The organism is Aliiglaciecola sp. LCG003 (assembly GCF_030316135.1).
GTDB lineage: Bacteria > Pseudomonadota > Gammaproteobacteria > Enterobacterales > Alteromonadaceae > Aliiglaciecola.
The window spans coordinates 346,448-363,482 of the sequence record NZ_CP128185.1 but is presented as its reverse complement, the minus strand read 5'-3'; the positions used below and the strand labels follow the sequence as shown (position 1 = coordinate 363,482).

General features: G+C 39.9%; 15 protein-coding genes. 8 read left to right on the top strand and 7 right to left on the bottom strand.

Annotated features, from left to right (window positions below; all coding sequences use genetic code 11):
- Positions 1-112 precede the first annotated feature (112 nt).
- From QR722_RS01555 to QR722_RS01545, 3 genes are all read left to right on the top strand, one after another.
- On the top strand, positions 113-1,153 hold the full coding sequence (locus QR722_RS01555; RefSeq protein WP_286285008.1) for a polysaccharide deacetylase family protein: 1,041 nt from the start codon (positions 113-115) through the stop codon (positions 1,151-1,153).
- A 267-nt stretch (positions 1,154-1,420) separates the two neighbouring features.
- The gene (locus QR722_RS01550) at positions 1,421-2,473 is read left to right on the top strand and encodes a glycosyltransferase (protein ID WP_286285007.1); all 1,053 of its coding nucleotides are present in this window, start codon (positions 1,421-1,423) and stop codon (positions 2,471-2,473) included.
- Positions 2,474-2,501: 28 nt separating this feature from the next.
- Positions 2,502-3,920: an undecaprenyl-phosphate glucose phosphotransferase gene (locus QR722_RS01545; protein WP_286285006.1), complete on the top strand. Its 1,419-nt coding sequence runs from the start codon at positions 2,502-2,504 to the stop codon at positions 3,918-3,920.
- 354 nt (positions 3,921-4,274) lie between these two features.
- On the opposite strand, the gene QR722_RS01540 is transcribed toward QR722_RS01545, so the two are convergent.
- The 5 genes from QR722_RS01540 to QR722_RS01520 all read right to left on the bottom strand — a co-directional run bounded on the left by QR722_RS01540 (position 4,275) and on the right by QR722_RS01520 (position 9,441).
- The gene (locus QR722_RS01540) at positions 4,275-4,904 is read right to left on the bottom strand and encodes a PEP-CTERM sorting domain-containing protein (RefSeq protein WP_286285005.1); all 630 of its coding nucleotides are present in this window, start codon (positions 4,902-4,904) and stop codon (positions 4,275-4,277) included.
- A gap of 203 nt (positions 4,905-5,107) precedes the next feature.
- The gene (locus QR722_RS01535; protein WP_286285004.1) at positions 5,108-6,562 is read right to left on the bottom strand and encodes an O-antigen ligase family protein; all 1,455 of its coding nucleotides are present in this window, start codon (positions 6,560-6,562) and stop codon (positions 5,108-5,110) included.
- Between the two features lie 32 nt (positions 6,563-6,594).
- A complete protein-coding gene (locus QR722_RS01530; protein ID WP_286285003.1) occupies positions 6,595-7,764 on the bottom strand; it encodes a GumC family protein in 1,170 nt (389 codons plus the stop codon).
- A 22-nt stretch (positions 7,765-7,786) separates the two neighbouring features.
- A complete protein-coding gene (locus QR722_RS01525; protein ID WP_286285002.1) occupies positions 7,787-8,440 on the bottom strand; it encodes a P-loop NTPase family protein in 654 nt (217 codons plus the stop codon).
- Complete coding sequence (locus QR722_RS01520) at positions 8,440-9,441, bottom strand: polysaccharide biosynthesis/export family protein (RefSeq protein WP_286285001.1); 1,002 nt, start codon at positions 9,439-9,441, stop codon at positions 8,440-8,442. The genes QR722_RS01525 and QR722_RS01520 overlap by 1 nt, the downstream gene beginning before the upstream one ends.
- A 408-nt stretch (positions 9,442-9,849) precedes the next feature.
- Between QR722_RS01520 and QR722_RS01515 the strand changes: the two genes are divergently transcribed.
- Genes QR722_RS01515 through QR722_RS01500 form a run of 4 tightly spaced genes read left to right on the top strand, consistent with a single transcriptional unit; the run spans position 9,850 to position 13,507 of the window.
- Complete coding sequence (locus QR722_RS01515; RefSeq protein WP_286285000.1) at positions 9,850-11,073, top strand: glycosyltransferase; 1,224 nt, start codon at positions 9,850-9,852, stop codon at positions 11,071-11,073.
- Positions 11,066-12,535 carry a lipopolysaccharide biosynthesis protein gene (locus tag QR722_RS01510; RefSeq protein WP_286284999.1) on the top strand — a complete coding sequence of 490 codons (1,470 nt, stop codon included), beginning with the start codon at positions 11,066-11,068 and terminating at the stop codon, positions 12,533-12,535. The genes QR722_RS01515 and QR722_RS01510 overlap by 8 nt, the downstream gene beginning before the upstream one ends.
- 49 nt (positions 12,536-12,584) lie before the next feature.
- On the top strand, positions 12,585-13,022 hold the full coding sequence (locus tag QR722_RS01505) for a glycosyltransferase family protein (protein WP_286284998.1): 438 nt from the start codon (positions 12,585-12,587) through the stop codon (positions 13,020-13,022).
- Positions 13,019-13,507: a glycosyltransferase gene (locus QR722_RS01500; protein ID WP_286284997.1), complete on the top strand. Its 489-nt coding sequence runs from the start codon at positions 13,019-13,021 to the stop codon at positions 13,505-13,507. The genes QR722_RS01505 and QR722_RS01500 overlap by 4 nt, the downstream gene beginning before the upstream one ends.
- Here QR722_RS01500 and QR722_RS01495 read toward each other — a convergent pair.
- Positions 13,497-14,279 carry a polysaccharide lyase family 20 protein gene (locus tag QR722_RS01495; protein ID WP_286284996.1) on the bottom strand — a complete coding sequence of 261 codons (783 nt, stop codon included), beginning with the start codon at positions 14,277-14,279 and terminating at the stop codon, positions 13,497-13,499. The genes QR722_RS01500 and QR722_RS01495 overlap by 11 nt on opposite strands.
- 139 nt (positions 14,280-14,418) lie before the next feature.
- Between QR722_RS01495 and QR722_RS01490 the strand changes: the two genes are divergently transcribed.
- Positions 14,419-15,624, top strand: coding sequence for a glycosyltransferase family 4 protein (locus QR722_RS01490; protein WP_286284995.1), 1,206 nt, complete (start codon positions 14,419-14,421; stop codon positions 15,622-15,624).
- A gap of 36 nt (positions 15,625-15,660) precedes the next feature.
- Here QR722_RS01490 and QR722_RS01485 read toward each other — a convergent pair whose 3' ends face one another.
- Positions 15,661-16,515, bottom strand: coding sequence for a cupin-like domain-containing protein (locus QR722_RS01485; RefSeq protein WP_286284994.1), 855 nt, complete (start codon positions 16,513-16,515; stop codon positions 15,661-15,663).
- Between the last annotated feature and the right edge of the window lie 520 nt (positions 16,516-17,035).

Sequence of the window (17,035 nt, the reverse complement as noted above, 5' to 3'; positions counted from 1 at the left end):
TTTGTGCGTTTTTTACGCACTATTGTTATAAATTCTAGTATATTGTATAAAATAACATCAGCAAGACATTTAGTGTCTATTTTGTGAGCTTATTGAAAGACGGAGTTTTAAAATGAGCCTTTCCCCCCTTCTCCATAAGGTTGTCAGCCCACTGTTATATAGCTTAGGGTTTTATCAACGAGATTGGCAAAGTCGCAGTAAAGAAACTGCTCAGATTGCGATTTTGTGTTACCACCGTGTAGTGAAGGATTCAAAGGTCAACAACGGATTGCTTGCGGATGAAATTGGAATGCCCGCCGATATTTTCGAGAAACAAATTAGATTTATGTTGAAGCATTTCACGCCGATTAAACCATCTCAGGTTAGTAGCATGATGGATAAACCTGGACTTTACTTTGCGGTAACCTTTGACGATGGGTTTGAAGATAATTACACAGTGGCGGCCCCAATTCTGAAAGAGTTAGGTGTGTCTGCTGGATTTTATGTAGTAAGTGACTACGTGGGCACAAATAAATTATTTTGGTGGGAACAATTAGCAATTTTGGTCCGTTCCAGCAATAAGAAGAGTGTTGACCTGAGCACAGTATATCCACGGTGGATAACAGAAAATACAGTACCAAACTTCATTTCAATTGACACTCTTGAGCATAAGAAGAAAGCACAACTTCAGCTTGCTGCCGCACTTCGGCAAACAAAGCATCTAGACATTCCTCGCGTCATGGAAAAATTAGCACTCGAACTAGAAGTTGAACTCAAATATGAAGGGCGAAGTCACCCTTTAATGACATGGCAGCAACTAGTGGACTTAAACCAGCAGGGATTTGAAATTGGCGGTCATACGGCAAGTCACGTGAACCTAGGCCGGGCAGAAAAATCAAATTTTCAAACGGAAATCATTGACCCCAAAGCTCGGCTTATCGAACAATTTCAACATCCAGCCGTCTCTTTTGCCTACCCATATGGTTCACATAGCAATTACACTGAAGCGGCCACTTCTGCTGTTGAAGAGGCCGGTTATACATGTGCATTCACCACCAATCACGGCATGGCAACTGCGCAAAGTCACCTATTTAGACTCCCCCGTTTTACACTAAATAAAGGCTTGCCGTTTGCTTGTGCATACAATGTCGCGAACGCTTTCAACAATAAATAACCCTCAAATTGATTATGAGATTAATTCCTTTTAAATATAACCATACCAAGCTAATAGCAAGAGAGATTAAACACATCAATTGGCCAAAATTATAATAATAGTCAATAGGTTGGTTTAATACCCTAGCAGTCAAATAATAAACACAATGATTGATATTTGAGCAATAACTGTCGATTTTAATAGCAAATATAGGTTAGGATAGGTTAAGCACTGTGTTAATAAAATGTGCATAAATGTTACTTTGAAAGCTTAGGGATGATTAGTTGTATGCTAAAAACTATCGCACTTTTGATGCCTTCATTAAATGAAGAAAGTTCGGCGGCGACAACACTTGATTCTATATTTCGATCCACTCGACTACCGGACGAGATAATAGTAGCCGATGGCGGGAGTACCGATCGGACCCTAGAAATTGTCTCTCAATACCAGAATCGAGGGGTTGACTTAATAGTTGTCAACAATCCCGAAGTATTTGCCGGCGCAGGCCGAAATTTGGCGTTCAGTTACAGTAAAAGCGACATTTTGATGCTGATGGATTTTGGCAATGTTGTGGAACCTGATTGGATCGAGAAAATGGCGAAACCATTCGAGCTAGAATCCACAATGGATTTCGTCAGCGGGGCTTTCTTACCTAAGTCAGAATCAGACTTTGAGCATGCAGTAGCATGTATCCTATATCACAATAATGCCCTGATCGATAAAATTCCATTGGCAGAGTTAATGGAAAAATTACCTTCAGATCAGTCTCCAGGTGCTCTGAGTCTAGCCATAAGCCGAGATATGTGGATAAAACTAGATGGAATGCCTGCTTGGTTAAGGGCCGCAGAGGACAAATTGTTTGGCCGTAAAATGATGACCTTTCAGCCAACTTACAAACTACTTCCCAACGTTAGAATTGGCCATCATATGCGCAGCAACATGATGCAAGTATTCAAGCAAATGCAGACCTATTACCGGGGTAACGGCAGAACATGCTTATTGCATAAACATGTTATCAAGTTACTTTTGCTGTACCTCATTTCATTTGCATTACTACCTTTAGCATATGTGAATCCGTCAGTACTGGCCGCAATGCTGATTTTGTGGGGTGCTTACAACTGGAAATCGGGAGTGAGCAAAATAATAAAGGTCGATTCCGGCCTAACCAATAAGCGTTATATTTGGTATGCGACGAAAATCGTTATGGCGCGAGATTTGGGCATTCTATCAGGCACTATTTTGGGTTGGTTAGATTGGTTTTTTACTCCCATATTTAAACGTAAGTATGCTGAATATGTTGCCAATACTCCCCTGGCTAAACAAACATTAACGATTCTATGAACAATATTTTAAGAAACGGTAGGAAATAGTGAGTCATAATATGAGTGGCATGTTACGCCCACACATGACCAAGATATCAGCCATATTTAAACTCGCTGATGCACTATTAATCTGCTCCGGATATTGGTTTGCTTATTGGTACAGCGGCTATGAATGGCATCCAAGGCACACTTTGATTGTATTAATCACTTGTGCTGTGTTTTTTATTGTTGCACGGAAACAGGATTTATATAGGTCATGGCGAATATCTTCTGTCGTAACAGAAGTATTCAAAATATGTTATGCCTGGCTTGTAACTCTTTTGGTATTGATATTTTTAGCCTTTTTGTTTAAACAATTAGACAATTATCATCGGCAAGTAACTATGCTCTGGCTAGCAATTACTCCCGTGATGTTGTGTATTTGGCATGTTTTTGCCCGTAACGTTTCTCACATGTTACGCACTAAAAATTTCAATTCTAGAAACGTAGCTATCGTTGGTTATTCAAAGCTAGGTAAAGAACTCGCCGCAACAGTAAATAATGCTCATTGGATGGGCCTTAATTTTTCAGGCTATTATGAAGATAGATGCGGAAAGGATAAACGCTACGTGCAAGACCAATTAAGCCACGAATATATAAAAGGCAATATCGATGAACTGGTCGTTATGATCAACAAGGGCATGATCGATATTGTTTACATTACATTTCCTCTCTACGCTGAAAAGCGCATTCAGCAAGTGATTAAGGCCTTAGCCGATACAACGGCAAATGTATATTTAGCTCAAAATTTCGAAGCCTACAGCTTGCTAAATGGTCGGTGGGACATGTTAGGTGATGTACCCATGCTGAGTATTCACGAGAGCCCTTTTAACGGGGTCGATGGCTGGACGAAACGAGCAGAAGATATATTATTGTGTATACCTATTTTATTGGTTATTTTTATTCCCTGTTTAATTATATCCATTTTGATAAAAATCGACTCTCCTGGCCCAATTATTTTTAAACAAAAACGTTACGGCTTAAACGGAAAAGAGTTCGTTATCTGGAAATTCCGCAGCATGAGATGTAATTATCAAGAATCTAGCGTTCCTCAAGCTACTCAGAATGACCCAAGAACCACAAAAATTGGTCGATTTATCCGTAAAACCTCCATTGATGAATTACCTCAATTTTTTAATGTATTAGGCGGTTCAATGTCAATTGTTGGACCACGCCCTCATGCCGTTGTGCACAATACCAAATATAGAAAAATAGTTGATTGCTATATGTTACGTCACACCGTCAAACCTGGGATTACAGGATGGGCGCAAGTCAATGGCTTTAGAGGTGAAACCGAAACCGTTGACAAAATGCAAAAAAGAGTGGAATTTGACTTATATTATATCCGCAATTGGTCAGTTTTGTTCGACCTCAAAATAATCCTACTAACCATCAAGAGTTGTCTTTCCAATAAAAACGTCTACTAAGATCTTTGTGCCACTGATATTCTTTCAAAATTGTCTGAGTGAAATTCCATTGAAGGCTATTGTGACATGCAACCTGTAATTATAAACTTTGTTAAGTAAGCCAAGAGCCCTAGGAAAGCCCAATTTACCCAGCCCCTCTCATAGCAGATGATATGAGCAGACTTTCGATATGATTAATGCCCAAAGTAAAAGGTACCCTTAGTGAACTTCTGATTAGTTAAACTGACTATATGGATTAGTCCACAGACTAAAACCTGACTGAGTTGCTATCCATAATTGTGAATTTGTTTATTGCTTGAGGCACAAAAAAACCCGAGTCTCTGACTCGGGTTTCAAAAAAATAGAACAGATATGTTAGTTCACACGCTTACGCGAAACTCTTAGCGCCATAAGGCCAAATAAAAACAAAGCGTACATTGCTGGCTCTGGGATAACTTGACTATTGTGTTCTACGACTAAATCCACAATTACAAAGCTTCCAGGATTAATTACCAAGTCGACGATATTAAACGCGATATTTGTTGGGTCAAATAATACATTGCTATTGGTGAATCCCGCGATGTTAGTTTGCAGATTTTCAAAACCAACTAAAGTACCCGGGTTATCTATTCCCCAACTAAGATTAGCGAACAGCAGACCTATGAATGTTTGTGGACCCAATCCTAAAGCATCATTCAACGACATAGCATCTCCATTTACGACAACACCACCGGGGAAAAGTACACCCAGCACATCATCTTCGATGTCTACATTCATGAAGCCATCCATAAACCCGGCGCCTTCTACAACCCCTTCAACAACAGTTACAGTTAGAGGATTGGTCAGCGTGTCTTCAGCAATGAATACAGGAGTCGAAGATGGAGTTGCTACAGAAATAAGTGCCAGATCCACATTTTGTCCAATCAAAGAGGCTTGTGCAGGAAACCAACATACAACTAGAGCCGCTAAACCTAATAGCTTAAAACCCTTTATTGTGGTTTTCATGATTATATCCTTAAAAATAAGTATTCTAATTAACGGCATTTCAACCAGTATAGCAATGTAGGAGCAAAAACTATGCAAATGTGTATTTTTTATTCGGTAAATATCATACTCAATTGTTTTCTATAGATTTATTTAAGCTAGTAAATCTCAACGGAATAGCTCAAATTTTGCACAGTGTAAAAATAAATGACACTTTTGCATAGTTAACTGAGATATTGTTTGCCGAGTGTTGTTTGATGTCTTTTTTCCGACAAAGGAGAACATGCAATTCCTACCATAGAAAATACGAAAAACATTAAGAACCAGAATTTGCCAGTGTCGACAAAAAAGCCATTGCAAATCCAGTTAAACAAGATTACGAACCCATATATGGCAAATAAACGCTGATTATTTGTCAATGCAATGTCTTTACTGATATTTTTCATATGCCGGAAACAGCCAGACAAGATAGTCACGAACAAACAGAATCCAATAAACCCGCTCAAAGAAAGAATATGAATAAATTCATTATGTGGAACTCCTACACCAATTGCCCAAAAAGCAGAAATCCCGCCAATATCAATTGCGTATGCAGGATGAGCAGTCTGGAAGCCATCAGCTCCAAAACCAACCCCTAAAAATGGATTTTGCAACCCCATGTTGATTCCTGTCACCCAAAGTGAAAGTCGATTATAGATAGGTGCCAATGAAGAAAATCTTTCCTGGAGTGCGCTAAAATCATAGAATATAGGTAAAATAATGGCCGCGATAAGCCCACCTAATAAACCGCTGAAGACAATCATTTGCCGCACTTTTGGATCTTTCATTGCAATAAGTGCAATTGATATGGCAGCAGCTAACCAGGGAGCTCTAGTTTTACTCAATACAATTGCAATGCATATCAGCCCTAACAACCCAAGCAAGAAGCCTTTTTGCATGGCGTCTTCAGTGACCGAGTAACGAAAGATACCAAGTATCAATATACTAGTTGCCACTGCACCATACTCAGAAGAGTTCCCAAAAGATCCAGTGACTCTACCCTCTATTGCATGCTGAACCTCCATGTAAGTTGGTACAAACATATCACTTCCCAAGAAGTACTGGACGATTGCTTGGCCCGTCATAAATATACCAACCAACAAAAGCGCATCGACCATAAACATCAGTTGTTTGTGGTTCCACATTATTCTTCGAGCAATCATGAAACCGGAAAATCCCATAATGTACTGCATGATAAAGTAAGTATCTTGTATTGGATCTGCTTTATAAGCACCACTTAGTAAAGCGTAACCATATGAAATAATGATAATTAACAGAAATCCTAAGGCTATTTTTTCTAATTTGATCAGCGGGTAATTTAATGAACGTCGGTGAATCACGCCCATGGCCATTAATGTAACGATGCAAGCAAACAAAAACCGTTCAGTATTAACTACTGGCAGGACTTGTATAATGTTGTTTGGAAAAACAAAGACCGTCGGCACGCCCATTAAAAGAAGAAAGAAAATAATTCGAACACCCGCTAAAAGCATTAGTAAAATAACAATGAATGCGATCATTGCTATCATCGGCATTAATGAACCTGTTCCTGCGAAGAAAGCGAATAATGTACATGCAAAGAGTGTAGGGAGTATCCACAATTTATTTTTGAAATTGAAAGTACTAATCAGAGTCTGCATTGAGCATCAGTCCTTCAAAATTCAAAATGAAACTACAATTTCTCGATTGCACCAAGTTCTGCAACGCCGAGAATATCTTCGGCAATTTGAGCACTGGTTATTCTGCGATCAAAATATTCGAAAATGAATGCGATTCCTAACGAGAAAATTAAGGCTCCTATTACTGCAATAGCGATGTAAAATAAACGGGAGTGGTCCGGACGTTTAGCTGCAACACCGTACTCCACAACCCTTACATTAATTAAATCAGCATTGGCTAACTGTTTAAATCTTTCTTCATCATAGCGGCGTTTGTAGACCTGAAACAGAGACTCCTCTGTTTCTATATTGAGCCTCAATTGCATGGTTTCAGATTGACCAATTTCAACAGATTTCAACTGATTTTGTAGCTCTGCAACAGCGGCCTGATAATTCGCTAATTGAGATTTGATACTTTTTACTTTTTCGTGACCAGGTTTATACCTGAGCAATAATTCGGAGAGTTCATTTTCACTAGCAGAAATTCTTTCCAATAAAAAAGAACGCTGCTGCAATATACCCTTTCGCTGATCCGATGCAGATGATAAATCGCCAGATTGACTATATTTTTCCAGTTCCAAACGATGCTCAATCAACTGCGATTGCAATTGGTCCATTTGCTTCTTGAAAACTTCTGCAGAGCCTGTCGAACGATACAATGTGAGGTGATGATCAATATAGCTTGAAACTATTGCGTTGGTGATTTCACTTGCCCATTCAGGTTTTTCATCTGTGTATTCAACATGAATAATACTAGAGCTTACTAACGCCTTAACTTTAACGTCATCCGCCAAACTTCGAATCCAATTATCACGTTTATCAGCCTTGTCTGCTAAACCAATACTCTCCAGGAATCCTCGCACTCCTTTTTTCACATCTTTAACTATGCTCGGTTTTGAAGGTCTTTTGTGAGGCTTAACCATATCTACCGCATTGGCTATAACGGTATGTGAAAGAATAATATCCACTTGCGTATTTAGCACATCGATTGTTTCTAACCCAAGGGAAATATCAGAGCGCATCATGGGCGCTCGATTATGTTCTACCAGAATGACGGCTTTAGAGGAAAAGGGTTGTGGTGCAAGGTATTGTATCAAAATCGCCAAAAAGACAATAAATAAAAACATGGCAATAATACGGCGATGCCACTTAAATAGAAAAATAAAGATATCGCGCTTAGTCACAAATAAATCTCTCAGTAATCGATCAGGAAATCATTTTATAAATAAATGTAGGTACCGGTTTTTCATGTTTATTCATCACAAAACCATTTAATTTAATACCACAGCGATCTACGGTCTTTTTAAAGTGCGCTAACATTTCACGTGTAGTTGTATTACCGTCGATTACAAGTATTAAACTATCGATTTGTTCGATCCATCCCAGTGGGGATTCAGTATCCCAAGAGCCAATATCGATAATAATATTGTCATACTGATTTTTCAGCGATTGCAAGAGCATATTAAATTGTGTGTGTGAACAGGTTTGACTATTGCCTTGGGCACAAAGTGACAGTAACTTCACTTCATCCCCTACGATATAATTGGCGATATCTACCTCTTCCCTATCGATAGAATTAGGATCTAATTCTAGGGATTCATATTCCAGTACATTAGCCAGTCTATTTCCCAAGGGATTGGCATCAATCAGCAAAACAGACTTGGGGGAACGGGAATTAATCGCCATTGCTAAACCTGCACTAGTGGTACTTACCCCCTCCCCTTTGGTGCGAGACATGAGGCCAATTACCTTAGCGTCACCGCTTTTGTTAAGTATATTTTCAGATAACAACTTAAGGCGCATATGTTGATAAGCGGGTATCTTTTTTAATAAATTTGAATCAATCGATTTTTTGTTCATTAGTTATTTTCATTTAGCTGATATGAAAGACCAAAACCGAGTTGAACCGGTAGCATATTGCGGATGTACTGCTCTACTACTTGGTTTGCTTCAGCGATTCCCGATTTAGGAACATAAAGTACGTCACTTGGAAGCAATTCAAACTGGTCACTGGATGAACTTCCTTTATCTAATCGTCCAGCTATGTCGATAGACCAGTTTTCATAGGTATTGTCATCTTTACGTCTAAACAAACGAACATCTTCAGCTTCTGCAGTTGGCATTAATCCTCCTGCCGCAGCGACAGCCATCAAAGGGCTGGTAGGCCGAGAGAAAGGTACTGGACCGGGACGAGTGACCTCACCTATTACATAAATAACTGGAGCTGTTGATTTTTGCAGTTGCACCATTACATACAAACGGTCACCAAATAATTTTTGATATTTAGCTTTTATTTCTGAACGTAAGTCCGACAGTGTCGAATTTATAGATACGGAACCAATAAAGGGTAAGTCAATAAACGGGGAATGGCCGATGATAACCTGCAGGGGTTCGTATTGTCCTTGGCTATTTACAAGTCGCAACAAGGGTGTCAGTGGGTCTCGACTTTGCTCAATAGATACTACAACTTTTGGAGCCGCTATATTATTCTCAACATAAAGTGATGTTAATCTTTGCCCAAGTGCTTCCACACCTTGGCCAGCTACTTTAACGCGGCCAATGAGTGGTAATGAAACATGACCATCAGGTAATACAGTTGAAATATCTTTGGATAGCAAAGGATGCTCCAACACGTCGACTTTTATGACATCACCGGGTGAGATGACATAGGGAGTGTCTGTAATGTAGTTCGCACTGAAAAAGCCAACCGCTACAACATCTCCTAAAGCAACAAGGGGTTCAACCCTAGTTACATTTTGCAAAACAGCTGAATTTGCAACAGGTAGTGGGACCCTATTCGTGCACCCGCTGAGCACCATCAAAATAAATAACCAAGTGAAAGAAAGTCTCATACTGTTCATTCTTACCTTCAAAAATGGGTTAAATTCTGGATTTGAATTGGGCTTTTACAATTATCTAGCATGCAGGCATCACTTATTTCCATGTGTAGTCACCGAATGATTAAAAAACGAACACCTCTAGTGTTATCTGCTAAGTAACGAATGTCTAGTGGTTTTTTGCTCAATATGTGCATAATACAACTCAGTATTGAATATATAATCTACAATTGTAAAGCTAGACTTGTGATTTAACTTAAAGTTAACTGGATAATAATAATATTAGCGGGTCTTTAAGTGCTCTTTTTCTGTTCAATTTTTTTAAAAATTTACTTCTCAACCAATTAATTATCAGACAGGACATTTATAGTCAGCTGTTGATTGAATGAGCTAATTTAGATAGGTATGACTTAATTAGAGATACAGGATGAAATGACTAACCGAACGGAAGCAGAATTTCAAAAGCCAACATCATTGGGTAAGCGACAGCTCAGGATCCTACATTTAATCCATAATTTGGATAGAGAAGGTGCCCAAGTTGTCCTCAAAAACATAGTCACCAGCACTGAATCAAATAGGTCCAACCATGTTGTTTGCGCTTGGAAGCGTGGCGGTCCAATTCAAGACGACCTTGAAAAATTGGGTGTAAAGGTTTTTGTAGCAAGTCAAATAGCAAAGACAACTCGTAAGAAAGCCATACTGTCGGCTATTCGACAAATCATTATTAGCCAGCACATCGATGTTATTCATGCTCACATGTCTGACTCATTGTTTTTGGCAGCGATGCTTACAAATCCGATAATTAATGGGTCGTTCAGACTTACAGGTGGCAGACTTAACACACCGGTAGTTGCGACTCATCATAGTAATAAATTAACGCCATCCACAGGGCTTGAAGCATTTTTCTGGTATATATTATTATTCTGGAGTGCGCGAGCGGCGTCTAAGCATGTTGCAATTTCTGTGTCTGTCTACCAACAATTGAAGTCGAAATTACTGTTGGTCGATAACAAAATGTCGGTGGTTAATAATGGCGTTCCTATCCCATCAGCCGAAGATATTGAAATGGCCGAGGTTGCAGCTCAAAACAACTCGAAAGTAAATATAGATGGTTCACCGATATTAGTCTTAGTAGGGCGGTTAGTGGCTTTAAAGGGCATCAAGCAATTAATTTCCGCAAGCGCATTATTATTAGAATCTTTCCCAAAATTAAATATTTATATAGTTGGGGAGGGGCCACTAAGGGCAGAACTTGAAGGTCAAATTAATAACTTGGGTTTGTTGGATCACGTCCATCTTGTAGGCGCATCTGACAATATTCCGATGTGGTTATCTACAGCAGACTTGTTTGTCAGTACTTCTCACTACGAAGGGATCCCAATGGGAATTTTAGAAGCAATGGCATGGAAAGTTCCAGTCGTAGCATCCAATGTGCCTGGCAGCAGAGATATAGTGCAAGAGCAGTCCACTGGTTTGCTCTATCCTTTGCATGACGTTAATGGATTGGTCGAAAAAATAATTTGGGGGCTGAATAACCGACACCAACTCCGTCAGTATGCAGAAACTGCTTTTGATATAGCGTCAAATAAATTCAGCACACTAACTATGAACAATAGTTATCAAGATGTTTACATTGAAGTATTAAATCATGAGTGAGATGCAAACTATTGCTAAATTTGGGCAAATATACACCCTAGGTAATTTAGTAAATCGTTCAGCAGGTTTTTTACTCATTCCCCTTTATACCTATACCCTGACGCTAGAAGAGTATGGTTTATTAGCCATTCTTCTGGCCTTAACAGACATTTTAAGTTTGCTATTTGGTTTTGGTTTTACCGCAGGCATAGGGCGTTTCTATTTTGATGTTGACAGCAACAGTGAAACAGCGACACAAGATAGACAGGTCATTGTCTCTACTGTGTTTATTGGTGTCCTGCTTACATCGATATTTATTGGCGTGGCTGCATATCCACTGTCACTCGCCCTGACCTACATTATTTTTAACAGCACTGAACATTCCACGTTATTCATGGTGGCGATTTGGGGGTTAATTTTCACCATCTTATTTGAAGTGTTGATTGGCTACATTACGGTACAAAAGAAGGCATGGCTATTTTTTAGCGTGTCTATGTGTAAAGCGGTTCTATTTATCTCACTAAACATCGGGTTAGTTTATTTTTTAGAACTGGGTGTACTAGGTATCGTCTATGCGAGCTTTATTTCTATGGCAAGCATATCGATTGTCGGTTTAGTGGGGGTCTTCAAACAAGTCGGTTTCCAATTTTCCTATCCAATCTTTATCGATATATTGAAATATAGCCTTCCCTTAGTGCCTTCCGCTGTTAGCAATGCTGGTATGACTTTGGCTGAGAGGTTTTTTCTCAACTTACTAGCAGGCCCCGCTGCCGTTGGCGCTTATGCATTAGCTTGTAAACTAGCGTCTTTGCTGCGCATGTTTATTGCGACGCCTTTTTCACAAATATTTTTTGTACGCCGATTCGAATCTTTAGCTGCTAATGAAAATCAGCAAGAGTTCCATAAAATATTCCTTATATTTGTTGGCATCATGGCTAGCTCATCCCTTTTTTTATCACTATTTAGCATTGAAATAATCGATATTATTGCGCCTAAAAATTATAGTAGCGTGTCGATAATGCTCCCATTAATAGGTCTAAGTTTGGTAGTAGCTTCTATTAATCAGAATATTGAACTTGGGATTTTATTCACCAAAAAAACATGGGCAATCGCCAGCATCGGTATAGTGTCTTTTATTCTCTGCTTACCATCAAACTGGTTATTTATTGGTGAGTTTGGGGTATTAGGAGCGGTATATTCGTTAGTTTTTATCAACCTTGCTAGATTACTGCTGACAGTGTGGGCAAATCATAAAATAGGCACACAGTTGATTCAACTTGACTGGGGCCGAACAGCGGTAATTTTGCTCTTTTCGTCACTCTTAGGGATGTATTTTGTGCAGCCTAAATTTGAAAGTTTTGACTTTCAGACAGTGTTATTGAAACTCATAGTTGGGCTTGCATTTGTATTTATCTTATTGTTTTCTAATATTTTAGACCATAGGATTAAATACAAGATAACGGCATTGTTTAGTCGAAGCTAACCAACTCAAGTTTCATTCTGGCAATGAATTCTAATTTTAAGGTCTTACTGTGGCAACAAAAACAACAAGCTCAACCATTTTAGTTGCATCTCGAGGTGGCCACTGGGTACAGTTAATGCTCGCAGAAGAACTGTTGGGCAATGCAGTCATCAAGGTTTCGACTCACGGCAATAGTGAAGCTGATTTTACCATTGCAGATTTCAGTAGAACCAACATATATAAAGCGCCAATTTCTGCATGGCAATCATATAAAATATTGCGTGATGTGCGGCCTCGTTGGGTTGTTTCAACTGGCGCTGCACCTGGCCTACTATTCTTATTCATCGCTAAGCTAACAGGCAAAAACACCATTTGGATAGACAGTATGGCCAACACTAAGAAAATTTCTTTGTCCGGCAGACTCGCTAGCTATTTTTGCAATATTTGCTTAACTCAATGGGAAGAACTAGCAAATCAAAAAGTGCAATATCATGGGAGACTATTGTGATTTTTGCTACCTTTGGCGTGCAACTAGAGTTTGATAGGCTAGTCGTATCGGTGCTTAGAATGGCACAAGAAGATCCATCTGAATCCTTCGTTATTCAAGGATCATATTCATTTGACCAGTCATTACCTGAAAATGTACAGTTTGTTGGGAAGTTAACTGAAAGTCAGTTCGAACAATACGTGCTCTTAGCTGAAATAGTCATTTCTCATGCCGGTATGGGCACATTGATCACATGCCTAAAGCATCGGCGAAAAGTCATAATGGTGCCAAGAGACGCAGCTAAAAAAGAGCACCGAAACAATCATCAAATGGATACCTTGCACAGCTTCCAATCTCTTTCTGGTGTTTACCCTTGCTACAATACTGAAGACCTACGCAGTGATCTAGAATTAGCCAGAATGGATAGTCCACCAATGCAATTTCAAGTTGGCGACGAGCCGAAGAAACTCGCCGCCTTTTTACAACATACTTTGTTTACGGGTTAATCATCAACTCATCTATGAATACCCAGTTTTCAGTTTCAATACTAGGGTCTCTATACATGCCAAGCTTTAGATAATGCTGGTAGTCGTTATGCATATTGGGGCCTTTTTTTACAACTACTGGGTCAGCCGAGCCATTTACAAAGACTTTCAACCAGCCATCACCTTTTTGTGACCACTTTATCTGCATATCTATTGTGGTCCATTGATCTCTCTTCAATTCAATCAGATCGTAGGGTGAGGGTTTTAGTCCTTTGTAATGCACAGACAATACATCTTTGCCCCGAAAAACACCGTAATATAAAGCAACGGGCGGTGATAAAGATGCGTGGTTCTTCCATGTCTCTTTCTTTATCCGGTTGGGTTGATCATGCCATTGAGCCATAGACCACCACCTGTTTCTCGGCGCGTCACTTTTGAAATCTGCCGGTATCTTCATTTTCCAATGATAAGTAACGGTTTCGCCTTCTTCGAAAGGGTAGTCAAGAGAAAGCTCCGCACGTACGCCATTATTGAGTTTGCTATTGTTTTTCGCCAGATAAAGACCAATGTGAGGATTATCACCGTCGATGACTCGAACATTTTCCACCGAGTTAATCTCAAATTTAAGAATGTCTTTAACTTTTTGTTGAGGCGCGACGGCTTCAATCAAACTTCTTTCTAAACTATTGCTGGCCTTGGCACAGCCAGACAGTTGCATTAAAAAACACATTAAAGCTAGGTACAGGCATTGATGAATCTTACTTTTTGTAACCTTACGGGTTTGGATAGTCATATTAAATTCCTCGATATGCCTTCCGTTGCTTTACATTATTTCGCTCAAATTATGTACATATGATACATTAAAGTCAGGGACGGGTAACGTCTATAAATGCACACCCAAGTATGATGTCTACATAAAAGGAAGGTTGTAGTTGAATAAGCTTGTTATTTTTTATCCTAGTGATCCATTTGGTGGAAAAGTCGGTGGTATCAACAGTTTTATCAAGGGTCTAATTAAGTGCGCTCCACAAGACTTTGAAATTGAATGGGTTGGTATCACCTCAGATCCAAATACTCGGCCAATATTACATCGTCAAGAACAACAAATTGACGGCCGTTTATTCATCTTCACTCCCGTTTTACATGAAGATGATCAAAACATTCGCAAAACAATACCCTTGTCACTTAGGTATGCATTGAGTATTCGCAAGTTGCAACGGGACTGGTCGGATAGCATCCTGTTTTTCCATAGAATCGAACCTGTGGTGTTTTTTAAGCGAAAACAAGGGGTCAAAGTAGCATTGGTCCACAATGATATTATGAAACAAATCTATTCACCTGATAGCGAGGTTATCTGGAGTAAAATTCCTAAGTTATACAGAGCTTTCGAAAAAGCCATACTGTCCCATTACAAGCGCGTGTTCTCCGTTAGTGAAACTACGGTTAACTATTATCAGGAACATTATTCCCATCTACCCATAAAATTTTCTTTTTTACCCACTTGGGTGGATCCAACCGTATTTTTGCCCAGCGAACAAAACAAACAAAACTTGAAGGCCGATATTGTAGCTAGGCATACAGTAGTCGGTGGTGAAAATGAGCCATGGTTTTTATTTGTTGGCAGGTTACAAACGCAAAAGAATCCAGAGTTGTTAGTTAAATCCTTCGCGGCTTATCGGGACAAGCACAAAAACGGACGCTTATTAATAGTTGGTGATGGCAACTTGCGAGAGTCGTTGCAGGAGCTGGTCAATTCTTTGCAGATTAATAACCAGGTTCACTTTTTAGGTACACAAAATCGAGAAACCTTAAAGCAACTTTATCAGGCAAGCGATATGTTACTGCTCACAAGCCATTTTGAAGGGATGCCAGTTTGCGTTTTAGAATCTCTCGCATCAGGATTACCCGTTATTAGTGCCCGTGTCGGCGAGGTAGCGCGAGTGGTCTCAAATGGTTTTTCTGGTGAAATAATAGAATCTTATAAAGCTCAGGATTACCTGATGGCGATGGAAAAGATTATCGCTAATCCTATTCAGTATAGCGCTTCACACTGCGTCGAATCCATTTCGCCTTATACTCCAGCCAAAGTGGCGGCTCCTCTTTTTGCAGAATTCAGGACCATTAAGCTCCCAGATTGAAGTTGTAACTTTCAGACCCAAGACCTTTGGCTAAATTTAAAAAAACTTACGTTTAATCTTACGAGAAAAATCCGCACTTTTGATTTTTATATTATCTATAAATGGATGGCTACCCTGCTGACTTGGCGTGATACCAAATTTTCTGAGTTTACGGTTAAGCTTATGTAGCAACAAAGTTTGCTCGACATCTTCAGTTACCAAAGAGATTGTATATGACAATCCATAGCCTTCAGACCCTGTTTTAACCCAGTGGGGTGACATAGGGGGGTGGTAAATAAAATCGCCTTCAGAGAGCTTTAGAATAGTGGCTCTGTCTTCAAATTTTGCTTGATAAGTTTTGAGGATTGAAACTTTCTCTGCAGCTAATGCTTCTCGTGCGTCCGTCGGGAATGTTTCAAAATCCCTTGGAGGGAAGCTATGCATCGTTTTGTCTCCGCTAACTTGGAGCAAAAAATTATGTTCTGGGTCGGCGTGAAAAGGAGCTGTTGCCCCGGGAGTTGATATAAAAAGACCAACACTACTACTGATCAATTTGGAATGGTTAAACTCCGGAACTGCTTGGGCTACTTTTTCTATAAATGCAGTTTTGAACGCAGCATAAACATCTAAATATTCATCTAATTGTATTGCTTGGAGATGTATAGTTCCTTCGCCTTTCTCAAGTACTTCGACTAAATTTGGTACTTCCTCAAGGGCCAAGCGTTGGATATTCGAGTCGGCTAGATCAGGTGAGGTTATCCTGACAAACACTCGGCTAGATGGCATTTGTCGAAGTAACTTTTCAATTTCAGTCAAATTTGTAGGGAGCAATGATAAATCCATCCAATCCCGGGAAAAAGTAACTGGCTTACTACCCCAGCCTTCGGCAAGATTGTTTTGAGTTTGAGACATGACTTCTCCGACTTCTACTGCAACTTGGACTGCTGCTTAAAACACTACGGCATTTAGACCTTTTCAGATCATAAGACTATTTCATATACAGCGCGTAACCTAGAGTTAGGATATAACATATCAATGATAAACACGACTTGGAATTTTATACCCCAAGGATACGCAGAATAATGGTGCCTCGACCCGAGATCGATACGCCCGCGCAGCAGCGGGAGCACGGCGCGTGTCCTTGGTTCGGCTCTTTTTTTTTCTCACATACGAGAAAGGCTCGCAATAATGCGAGCCTTTGGAATAATGGTGCCTCGACCCGGGATCGATACGCCCGCGCAGCAGCAGGGCACGGCGCGTGTCCTTGGTTCGGCTCTTTTTTTCTTTCTCACATACGAGAAAGGCTCGCAAAAATGCGAGCCTTTGGAATAATGGTGCCTCGACCCGGGATCGATACGCCCGCGCAGCAGCAGGGCACGGCGCGTGTCCTTGGTTCGGCTCTTTTTTTCTTTCTCACATACGAGAAAGGCTC